This window comes from Liquorilactobacillus sp., from assembly GCF_047719775.1.
In the GTDB taxonomy this organism is placed as follows: domain Bacteria; phylum Bacillota; class Bacilli; order Lactobacillales; family Lactobacillaceae; genus Liquorilactobacillus.
Genome location: NZ_JBDNTS010000037.1, coordinates 1 through 11,340, shown reverse-complemented (window position 1 = coordinate 11,340; position 11,340 = coordinate 1). Strand labels below are relative to the sequence as shown.

At 36.9% G+C, this 11,340-nt stretch carries 9 protein-coding genes and 2 tRNA genes; 1 reads left to right on the top strand and 10 read right to left on the bottom strand.

All coding sequences use genetic code 11. The features are described from left to right. Positions 1 to 97: 97 nt before the first annotated feature. The 4 genes from ABF682_RS11715 to ABF682_RS11700 all read right to left on the bottom strand — a co-directional run bounded on the left by ABF682_RS11715 (position 98) and on the right by ABF682_RS11700 (position 5,170). Positions 98 to 550: a SprT family protein gene (locus tag ABF682_RS11715; RefSeq protein ID WP_289977762.1), complete on the bottom strand. Its 453-nt coding sequence runs from the start codon at positions 548 to 550 to the stop codon at positions 98 to 100. Between the two features lie 6 nt (positions 551 to 556). Beyond that, positions 557 to 2,734 carry a Tex family protein gene (locus tag ABF682_RS11710; protein WP_415619913.1) on the bottom strand — a complete coding sequence of 726 codons (2,178 nt, stop codon included), beginning with the start codon at positions 2,732 to 2,734 and terminating at the stop codon, positions 557 to 559. A gap of 87 nt (positions 2,735 to 2,821) precedes the next feature. Further along, positions 2,822 to 3,649: an ammonia-dependent NAD(+) synthetase gene (gene nadE, locus ABF682_RS11705; protein WP_289977760.1), complete on the bottom strand. Its 828-nt coding sequence runs from the start codon at positions 3,647 to 3,649 to the stop codon at positions 2,822 to 2,824. A gap of 57 nt (positions 3,650 to 3,706) precedes the next feature. Further along, positions 3,707 to 5,170: a nicotinate phosphoribosyltransferase gene (locus ABF682_RS11700; RefSeq protein ID WP_289977757.1), complete on the bottom strand. Its 1,464-nt coding sequence runs from the start codon at positions 5,168 to 5,170 to the stop codon at positions 3,707 to 3,709. A gap of 181 nt (positions 5,171 to 5,351) precedes the next feature. Between ABF682_RS11700 and ABF682_RS11695 the strand changes: the two genes are divergently transcribed. After that, positions 5,352 to 6,092, top strand: coding sequence for a WecB/TagA/CpsF family glycosyltransferase (locus ABF682_RS11695; RefSeq protein WP_415619912.1), 741 nt, complete (start codon positions 5,352 to 5,354; stop codon positions 6,090 to 6,092). Between the two features lie 193 nt (positions 6,093 to 6,285). On the opposite strand, the gene ABF682_RS11690 is transcribed toward ABF682_RS11695, so the two are convergent. From ABF682_RS11690 to ABF682_RS11665, 6 genes are all read right to left on the bottom strand, one after another. After that, positions 6,286 to 6,987 (bottom strand): GntR family transcriptional regulator, encoded by a 702-nt coding sequence (locus ABF682_RS11690; protein ID WP_289977752.1) that lies wholly within the window; start codon positions 6,985 to 6,987, stop codon positions 6,286 to 6,288. 20 nt (positions 6,988 to 7,007) lie between these two features. After that, on the bottom strand, positions 7,008 to 8,144 hold the full coding sequence (gene nagA / locus ABF682_RS11685; RefSeq protein ID WP_289977749.1) for an N-acetylglucosamine-6-phosphate deacetylase: 1,137 nt from the start codon (positions 8,142 to 8,144) through the stop codon (positions 7,008 to 7,010). 18 nt (positions 8,145 to 8,162) lie between these two features. Continuing rightward, on the bottom strand, positions 8,163 to 8,963 hold the full coding sequence (proC, locus tag ABF682_RS11680; protein ID WP_289977748.1) for a pyrroline-5-carboxylate reductase: 801 nt from the start codon (positions 8,961 to 8,963) through the stop codon (positions 8,163 to 8,165). 156 nt (positions 8,964 to 9,119) lie between these two features. After that, positions 9,120 to 9,191: transfer RNA gene (locus ABF682_RS11675), tRNA-Gln, on the bottom strand. A 3-nt stretch (positions 9,192 to 9,194) separates the two neighbouring features. Further along, a tRNA-Tyr gene (locus ABF682_RS11670) sits at positions 9,195 to 9,278 on the bottom strand. Between the two features lie 77 nt (positions 9,279 to 9,355). After that, positions 9,356 to 10,801 (bottom strand): peptide MFS transporter, encoded by a 1,446-nt coding sequence (locus tag ABF682_RS11665; protein ID WP_415619914.1) that lies wholly within the window; start codon positions 10,799 to 10,801, stop codon positions 9,356 to 9,358. Positions 10,802 to 11,340 lie beyond the last annotated feature (539 nt).

Here is an 11,340-nt window from a genome sequence, read left to right as displayed (position 1 = left end):
CCCACCAGATCCTTAGTCTGACGCGTCTGCCAATTCCGCCATACCCGCAACAACAGAAATAATTATACCAAATACTCGGTGTAAGGGCAAGCTTTTTTTATTTATAGACTATCTCTTTTTGTAATTTCAATTTACCATGACACTTCGAACAGACATACTTCCCTAGATTTATTCTTCGTTTTCTCACATAAAGTTGGTTGCATTCTATGCAAACATAACCATATCTGTGTGTTGGAATACTTAGCGGTGCAAACTTTAATCCCGCTACTTCGGTCAATAACCGCTTAAAATCACTATCTCTATGCTGATATCCCTTATTATCGAGATGCAGATGATAGTGGCATAGTTCATGCTTAATTACACCACGCAATGTTTCTTCATCATGTTCAATTAACATTTTTGGATTTATATCAATGTTATGTGTTCTAAGATCATATCTTCCACCAGTTGTACGTAACCGACTGTTGAATGTTGCATTGTAATCGAAACTTTGTCCAAAAGAATCTAGTGAGATTTTTTCAACAAGCTCCTGTAAAGATGTATTATTCAAGATCATTCAGCTCTTTTCTGGAGAAATCATTGTTAATTGTATTCTCTTTCTCTGCTCATCAACATTTAAGACCCAGACATCAACAATATCACCCACGGCTACAACATCATTAGGATTTTTTACGAATCCTCTTCTTAATTGTGATAGATGAACCAAACCATCTTGCTTTACTCCAATATCTACAAAAGCACCAAAATCAATAACATTACGGACTGTACCTTTGAGTTTCATCCCTGTTTCCAAATCAGATATTTTTAAAACATCACTCCGCAACAAGATCGGAGGCAAATCAGATCTGATATCTCTACCAGGTTTAATCAAACTTGCAATAATATCTGAAAGCGTTGCTGTTCCCACGCCAAGTTCATTGGCAATTGCCTGAACATCTACACCTTTCAAGTTTGTGGCAGCCATATTTGTTCCAATCTCTGAAGTAACAATCTTACATTTTGCCAACAGATCTTTGGCTACACGGTAACTCTCAGGATGAATATCTGTGTTATCTAAGAGATTCTTTCCTCCAACTATTCTCAAGAAGCCAGCCGCTTGTTCATATGCTTTTGGACCGAGTCTTGGAACTTTTTTTAACTCGCTTCTTTGCGTAAACATCCCTACCTCATTGCGATAAGTTACAATGTTTACTGCAGTTGCACTTGATAATCCAGAAACATTCTGTAAAAGTTGCGGACTTGCAGTATTCAAATCAATCCCCACCTGATTAACAGCTGTTTCAATTATCGCATCTAGCTTATTACCCAGCTCCCTTTGTGGTAAGTCATGCTGATATTGGCCAACACCAATCGCTTGTGGGTCAATTTTCACCAATTCAGCCAGTGGATCTTGCAAGCGTCTTGCAATGCTCACTGCAGAACGTTCTTCGACATGAAAATCAGGAAATTCATCCCGCGCAATTTTACTTGCCGAATAAACGGATGCACCCGCTTCGTTCACAATAGCATAAACAACCGTCCGCTCAACCTGCTTCACAGCTTCTGCTACAAAAGACTCAGATTCACGACTTGCTGTCCCATTGCCTATTGCAACAACATCGACTTTGTTTTTTTCAAGTATTTCTACAAATTGCTGGAGTGCTTTTTTCCAACTTGCGTCATCTTTTTGTGAATTTTTTTGCTTATGTGGATAGATAATCGCTTTACTCTCAAATCGTCCTGTTTCATCCACCACTGCTAGTTTACAACCTGTACGATAAGCAGGATCAAATCCTAGCACACACTTCCCCTTCAGCGGAGCTTGCATCAGCAGATGATACACATTATTTCCAAAGACTTCAATTGCATGCTCACTAGCTCTTTGTGTCAATTCAGTGCGCAATTCTCTTTCAATTGCTGGTTTAATCAATCTTTTATATCCATCTGCAATTGCTGTTTGCAAAATTTTAATAATTTCTGGTGTTTTATTTTTTATGATTCTAACTGCTAAATAATCCAAGATTTGAACTTCATCTACTTGAATACCAATGCTGATGATTCCTAGTCTTTCGGCACGATTAATCGCCAAGATTTGATGATTAGCAATTTTTTTATATATCACTACAAAATCATAATAATTTTTAAAAACCTGCTGGTCGTCTTCTTCTATTTTTTTTGGTTTTGTTACTATTTTACCCAATTGCTTAGTAATTTGACGGATTCTCGTACGATATAAGGCATTTTCGCTGATTTCTTCCGCAATGATATCGCATGCTCCTGAAATGGCTTGTTGCACATCTAAAATATCCTGTACTGGATTTATAAATCTTTCAGCATACTGCCTTACATCCTTTGCATTTGCAGTCATTAGCCATTTTGCAAGTGGTTCGATTCCTGCTTCTTTTGCAATCATCGCTCTGGTTCTTCTTTTTTTCTTAAACGGTAAATACAAATCTTCAATTTCTTGTAGAGTAACCGCTGCTTCAATCTTTTTCTTCAAAAGCGGTGTCATTTTTTCTTGTTTTTGAATTGTAGTTTGAACGTCTATGCGTCTTTTTTCGATTTTTTCGAGTTGTTGCTGATTATCAAGAATCTCACGAATTTTAACTTCATCTAAGTTACCAGTCTTTTCTTTTCGATACCGTGCCATAAACGGAACTGTTGCACCTTCATCGTACATTTTTGCAGTTGCCTGCACTTGTGTATACTTCAAATTAAGTTGCTTTGCAATTTTAGTCAATATCAGATCGTTCACTATCATTCTCCTTTAAAAAAATAGTATAGTTAAACTTCCAAGGTGATAGTTCACTTCGGATTACGGTTTAACCACACTAATAATTTTTTATTTCCAAAACTCATCATAAACGGTGATTGGTGAATGTCGTTTATGCTGCGTCTTCAAATACCATGTTTCAATTTTCTCTGCCGCAGCACTATCAATATCGTGTCCCTCCAGATAGTTATCAATATCATTGTAGGTGACTCCCAAAGCTGCCTCATCTGGTAATGCTGGGCGATTATCTTCTAAATCAGCAGTTGGTTTCTTCTTATACAAATGCTCTGGTGCCTCAAGAATCTCCAGCATTGCCTTACCTTGCCGTTTATCTAAACGCCATAAAGGTGTAATATCCGCACCACCATCGCCAAACTTCGTATAAAAACCAGTTACTGCTTCGGCTGCATGATCAGTTCCAACTACAGCACCCTTATTAGCAGCTGCAATTCCATATTGGGCAATCATACGCTCACGTGCTTTGATGTTTCCACGGTTAAAATCGCTGACTTCCAAACTGTTTTCAGTAATACTTTCGACCATGGCATCCGTGGCTGGTTTGATGTTGACACGAACCGTTTTATCAGCGCTCATAAATGCGATTGCATCCATTGCATCTTGTTCATCAGCTTGATTGCCATATGGTAAGCGCACAGCGATAAATTGATATTCAGTATCACCCGTTTCTGCTCGCAATTCTTTGATTGCTAACTGGCTTAATGTCCCTGTCAAAGTCGAATCTTGACCGCCTGATATCCCTAAAACAAGGGTCTTCAAGAAATCATGTTTTTTCAGATACTCCTTCATAAAATCAATACTTTTCCGAATTTCTGCCTTTGGGTCAAAATCGGAACTAACACACAGCTCACTGATAATTTTTCTTTGTAACTCTCTCATCTAGAAGTCCTCCTTGTGTACCATGCATAATCATATGTGATGTTTTCTATCATCATTTTACGCTTTTTTATTGATACTTTCACGAATTTCTTTAATTATCTTCATTTTGTTATTGTAGCATGCTTCAGACAAGTCAACTGGATAATCTTGTGGATTAAGATCACGTTTGTATTCTTCCCAGAGACTGTCAAGACGTTCATGCGCATATTCCTTGATTTCTATTAGACTAGGAGCTTGATAAACCTGTATTCCTTCCACAAATATTTCTTTTAAAATCGGCCGTGCATCAAAATCTGTTATATTTTTATTAATATATGTGTACTGTGGGTGGAACATATAGAGTGCTTTTTCCTCTGCAGGCTTCTCATTCCATAAAGCAATGTAATCACCTTCAGATTTGCCATCGGCCTTCTTAGTAATGCGCCATACCTGTTTCTTCCCAGGTGTTGAGACCTTTTCCGCATTGCTTGACAATTTAATCGTATCTTCAAGAATTCCTTCACTGTTCTCGATTGCAACCATCTTATAAACAGCTCCCAGTGCAGGTTGATCATATGCGGTAATTAGCTTAGTTCCAACTCCCCACACATCAATCTTTGCCCCTTGCATTTTTAAGTTTGTAATTGTCTTTTCATCAAGATCATTTGACGCATAAATCTTAGCACTAGAGAACCCAGCTTCATCCAACTGCTCCCTAACTCGTTTAGAGATGTATGCCATATCCCCAGAATCAATGCGGACACCTAAGAAATTTATCTTGTCTCCTAATTCCTTCGCGACCTTGATTGCATTCGGAACCCCACTCCTTAAAGTATCATATGTATCAACAAGAAATACACAGTCTTTGTGTGTAGTAGCATATGCTTTAAACGCCTCATAATCATCACGATACGCTTGAACCAACGCGTGTGCATGTGTTCCACTAGCTGGAATTCCAAAAATCTTGCTTGCTCTTACATTGCTCGTTGCATCAAAACCTCCAATATAAGCTGCTCGGGTTCCCCAAATGGCTGCATCAAATTCTTGGGCTCTTCTTGTTCCAAATTCCATGATGGCATCATCGTGCACGACTGAACGCACACGGGCTGCCTTGGTCGCAATCAATGTCTGATAGTTGACCACATTCAGAATTGCAGTTTCAACAAGCTGACAATCCGCAAGCGGTCCTTCTACCTGCAAGATTGGCTCATTATTGAAGACAACCTCACCTTCAACCACAGCTCTTAGTGTTGCTGAAAAATTGAAATTCTTTAGATATTCCAAAAATTCATCGGAAAAATTGCCAGTTTCTTTCAAATATTTAAGATCACTTTTGGTGAAGTGTAATTTATTAAGATAATCAATTACACGTTCTAGACCAGCAAAAATAGCATACCCATTTTGAAAAGGAATTTTTCGAAAGTAAAGTTCAAAAACTGCTTTCCTTTGATCAATTCCTTTCAGCCAATACGTTTGAATCATATTGATCTGATATTCATCAGTGTGTAAAGCATAACTATCATCTGGATAATTCATTTCCATCTTTTTTTCCCCTTCTCAGTTAAACTGAGCAATATTATTTATTTGTAATTACATTTACACAAAAAAATAAAAGCTGTATCGCTTTCCATTTATGCAATGCTTATTGCATTATGATAACACTTTTTCATAATCACGTCATTTCTGTTATACTATGGCTAGTCTTTTGAAAAAGAGGTATATTATGTTAGATAAATATAAAAAAATAGCTATTCTTGGTATAGATTTTACCAAGATTACAAATAGCGAACTACTAGAACAATTAAAAAAAGATAGCCTAAGTCATTCGAATCGTTTCATAATCACAGCTAATCCTGAAATTGTTTTGTATGCGCGAGATAATCCAGAATATCTAACAATTATCACATCAGCCGACTACACAATTGCTGATGGAATTGGAATTATTAAAGGTGCTAATATATTAAATACTCCCCTGCCTGAAAGAGTAACTGGTTTTGATACACTTTGTTCCTTATTAGAATTTGCTAATGAAAAACAAAAAAGTGTTTATTTCTTAGGTGCTAAACCTGAAATAATCAAAAAAACAATTACTAAGGTTCGCCATGATTATCCTGCATTAAAAATTGCGGGATACCATGATGGTTACTTTAAGAATGAACAAAAAATCGCAACTGAAATCGCGGCAAGTAAGCCTGACTTTGTTTTTGTTGCATTAGGTTTCCCAAAACAAGAATTCTTTATTGCCAAATATCGTCAGCTCACTCCTTCAATTTGGATGGGAGTTGGTGGCAGTTTTGATGTCCTCGCAGGAACTGTCAAACGGGCCCCGCTTTTTTGGCAGAAACATCATATAGAGTGGCTATATCGTTTATTTCAAGAACCAGCCAGATTTTGGAGAATGCTCGCCTTGCCAAAGTACTTAATCATGATTTATTTGAAGAAATTTGGTTTCCTTAAGAATTGATAAGAAAGTTTAAATATAAATGTAGGCTGGATCAAAAGTTAAATTTTGACCCAGCCTTTTTAAACATGTTTCATAAATCAAAGTTCTCCGTCTATATTCGAAATTTTGAGTTAGTACTCAAATTTCCTCGACTTTCTAATACTTTCTTGTTAGTAGTTGTTTTCACTATTTTTTTGCAATCAAACAACAAGAACTATTTTTCCAAATAAAACTCGAATCTTTCGCCCACATATTGAGTTCTAACATACTCAAATGGTTGCCCATCCTCCAAGTTAGTAATCTGACGTAATCGTAAAACTGCATCCCCTCTACGTATGCCTAAATACTCAGCGATTTGTTCTGAAGCCAACATTGCTGAGACAGTCTGCTGTGCATGCCCAATTATATGACCACTCTCTTCAAGTGCGTGATACAAGGAACTTGTAACCTCCTCTTTACTATATTGCTGCACCAATTTTTCAGGAATTGTAGCAATCTCAAAACAAATTGGCACATTATCAGCATACCTAATCCTTTCCATTCTTAGAACTAGCTCTTTTTCCACCAAATTCAATTTTTCCATTTCACTTAATGAGGGGGTTGCAATATGATAAGAGATTGTTTTGCTAGCAGGTTCTTTACCTTGGGCTCTCATTAATTCAGAGAAGCTAGTTACACCGGACGACATTTTTTCTTGAACTTTTTGTCGAGCAACAAATGTCCCAGAACCAACATGTCTTTCAAGAATACCTTCATCAACAAGCGTTTTTACTGCTTGTCGCAGGGTCATTCGACTTACGCCGAAAGTAACCGCCATTTCACGTTCTGAAGGAATGCGCTCACCTACATTCCACCTCCCAGACTCAATTGAACGCTTAATTTCATTGTGAATCTGAATATAAATAGGTGATGCCATTAGTATTCCCTCTTTCGTGTTTATTTTTTGTAACAGGTGCCATAGCTATACGTCGCTACTAAATTTAATTTACCAGTTAAAATATTCAAATCAGCATCTTTACCGACCTCAAGGGTTCCTTTAGCACTAAGTCCAAATTCTTGTGCTTGGTTAACAGATGACATCAAGACTGCCTCTTTAATCCCGCAACCTGTGTAAGTAATAATATTACGAAATGCTTCTTGAAATTGTAATACCGAACCTGCTAGATTTCCAGTTTCTAAGCGTGCCTGGCGATCCTTGACAATAACTTTTTGCCCCCCAAGCTCAGAGACACCCTCAGGCATTCCCTTAGCTCTCATTGAATCAGTAACCAGTTCAATACGCTCTGGACCTTTGATTTCGTATGCCAACTTTATCATGTCTGGCACAACGTGAAATCCATCAGCAATCATTTCACAATAGATGTTATCTTCAAGTAACGCATGACCTGTCACACCAGGCTGACGGTGTTTAAATTCGCGCTGTGCATTGTATAAGTGTGTAACATGGCTTGCTTTTGAATGCTTAAGCTGTTCTCGCACAGCATTACTATGTCCAATTGAAGGAACAATTCCATTTTGCAGACAATAATCTTCAAATTTTGCTGAAGTCTCATGTTCAGGGGCAAAAGTAACTAGTCTTACCAAATGACCAGAAAGCTCATTCCATTTATTAAACAATTCAACATCTGGTGCTTGGATATATTTTTCTGGCTGAGCCCCTTTAAAAACAGGTGAAATAAATGGGCCTTCTAAGTGAATTCCTTGAATCACACGATTTCTCCTTGCTGCTTCCTTAATACCAACCATTGCCTTGGCTATATTTTCATGCGACTGTGTCATTGTCGTTGCAAAGTAACTCGTAATCCCTTCATAAATCATGTCCGTTACCATCTCATCAATCTGGTCAGCATCTCCATCCATAGCGTCAAAACTATAACCACCATGACTGTGAACATCAATGAACCCCGGAACGATTATCTTGCCTTCAAGATCAAGTACTTCTGTGTCTTCACCCTTAGCAGTATACTGAGCCATTGATCCTACGGCTTCGATTTTGTCGGAGAAGCGGAGATACCCATCCTTAATTTCCTCTGTACCAGTAAAAATATCAGCATGTTTTAAAACCTTTGTCATAATATCTTCGTCTCCTTCTTAATGTGTTGCCTGATCCTTCAAAACTGTTGCATCTATACCTTTGACAACTGCAGTCATAAAACCCGCTTCCTCCATTGCTAATAGTCCAGCAATTGTCGTTCCACCTGGTGAGCATACAGCATCAACCATATCCATTGGTGACTTTGTTGCTGTTAAAACCTTCTGTGCACTACCTAAGACTGCTTGAGCAGATATTTCTGTTGCCTGTTTCTTAGTTAGACCATACTTAACACCCGAACGTGCCATTGCATCTATAAAATAATAGACATAAGCAGGGGAACTACCTGCTAAAGCTACAAAAATACTAAAATCCTTTTCAGGGATTTCCAATGTTCGGCCCAGACTATCAAATAAACTTTTAGTCTGTACATAACTGACATCCGTCACAACAGCATTTCTGACAAATGCCGTCATTCCCTCATTGATTTCGACATTCACATTAGGCATAATCCTAATTATTGGAATTCTCTTGTCTTTAAATTGTGTAGCTATTTCTGACAAGGAAACACCACTTGCCATAGAAACAACAACCTTTTTTTCGGTTGTTACACTTCTTATTTCATCGATGACACTAGCCAATATAAACGGTTTCACGGCTAGTAAGATAACATCTGCTTCTTGAACCAAAGCAGCATTACTAACACACGCAGTAACTCCAGTTTCATGTGCATATTTCTCATAATTATTTTGATGAGCACTATGTACAAGAATATCTTCGGGTTTAAAAACTTTTTTTGCCAACCATCCCGCAATAATTGACTTAGCCATATTTCCAACACCTATAAATCCAATTTTCATTTGCAACCTCCACTATACAAAATGATATATACCAATATGAATGTATCATTTTTATTAGAAAAGTCAATCGCTCATGTTCCATCTTTGTTGATAAAAAATAAAAAAAGACAAAAAAAAAACGAAACAAAATATTTCGCCTTCTATCATCTATCACAATTGGGCTAGCTGGATTCGAACCAGCGCATCACGGGATCAAAACCCGATGCCTTACCGCTTGGCTATAGCCCAATATGGTGGAAGGAAGTGGATTCGAACCACCGAACCCGAAGGAGCGGATTTACAGTCCGCCGCGTTTAGCCACTTCGCTACCCTTCCACAATATTACTGCCGTTATCTCCGACCTAATAATAATACTATTTTTCACTATCTTGTGCAAGTGTTTTTTATTCTTTTTATTCAATCCCACTCATTAACTTCTTTATTTTTGAAGAAAATACCAACAAGATAGCTCCAAAAAGAATGGTAATAAAACCCACTACACCAAAATAAATAACCTCATTTTGTACACTATAGAATTTTACTAATTGTGAATTAAACGCCTGAGCAACTGCATCACTGAGAAACCACATACTCATCATTTGTGATTCAAATACTTTTGGCGCCAATTTGGTTGTCGCAGAGAGTCCAATTGGCGAAACAAGCATCTCACCAATTATTACTAGAGCCCAACTCATTACTAACCACAAAGGTCCAACTTTTGTATCAGTACTGAATAGGATTCCGGGAAGCATCATCCATAAGAAAGACAGGCCGGCAAAAAAAAGGCCATAGGAGAATTTAGCTGGGGAAGATGGCTGCTTATTTCCTAACATAGTCCAAATTATTGCAAAAATTGGAGCGTATATCATGATAAATAATGGATTCATACTCTGAAGCCAACTAGCTGGGAAAAAATACCCAAAGAATTCTAAACGAGTTTGTTCATTGGCAAATATTGCTAAAATAACAGCTCCTTGTTCCTCAATCGACCAGAATAATATGCTTGCAATAAATAACGGAACATAGGCCCATACACGTGACTTTTCGACTTTAGTTATCTTTCTGCTACTTAACATCATTACAAAATAATAAATTGGAACCAATACAGCAACAACAGTTATCAATAAAATAATATTACTGATTGTTAAAAGATTGAATAAGCCCATGATAGTCAGAACCAGCGCAATTACTACACAAAAAAGAATTATTTTTCTAATAATTGTTTGTAATTCACTTGGATCAATTGGGTCATTCGGATATAAACTATCTTTTGACAAGTATTTATTACCATCAAAATAATATTGGATTAAACCAATTAGCATTCCAACTGCAGCTAGTGAAAAACCTAAATGAAAATTTACTTTCTGTCCCAAATAGCCAACAATAATTGGGGCAACAAATGCCCCTACATTAATTCCAAAAACAAAAATATTAAAACCGGTATCCCTTCTTGAATCATCTTTGTTATATAAACCGCCAACCATTTCTGAAACATTTGGCTTTAAAAGACCTGTTCCTACGACAATTAGTGCAATCGAAATAAAAAGTGCTAATTTTCCAAATGGAGTAGCTAACACAACATGTCCCAGCATTATTAAAATACCACCCACAAATACTGTTCTACGACTTCCCCAAATTCTATCACTAACGAATCCTCCCAAAACACTTGAAAGATAGACAAGGGAGCCATAAATGGACATTATAGATAATGCAAGCGGTTTGCTAAAACCAAGTCCGCCAGCATTAACTGCATAGTACATATAATAAAGCAATATTGCTCTCATACCATAATAACTAAAGCGTTCCCACATTTCTGTAAAAAAAAGTGTGGATAAACCTCGTGGATGTCCCAAAAACATTACATCCGTTGTTTTTTTATCCAATGCTAAATTCCTCCTAATCTTTAATTAATACATTCTTTATTTAATTAAGAGCATATTATATAATACATAAAACCAAGATTTAACGTCAATATCTTGGTTATTTATAATGCTGTATATCGCGTAATTAACAATAACTATAATTTAACATATAAGTAATCAGACCGTACATTTCCTGTAAAAAAATAAACTTCATAAAAGACGACATAAAAATTTGAAAAGCAGAAAGTCTTGACAGCAAAAAGAGACTGAATCAAAAAATAAATTTTGACTTAGCCTCTTTTTTATTCCATATAAAAACGTGCTTTCAAGTCAAATTTTTTGTCTAATTTCGAATTACTTATAACAAAAACACGCGCTATATTCGCAATTTCGAGTTAATAACAAAATTTTACTGACTCATGTCACACATCCTTTTTTTGAAACGGCTAGGGATATTAAATATATATGCCGGCTGCAGGATTTGAACCTGTGACCCTCGGTTTACGATACCGATGCTCTACCAGCTGAGCTAAGCC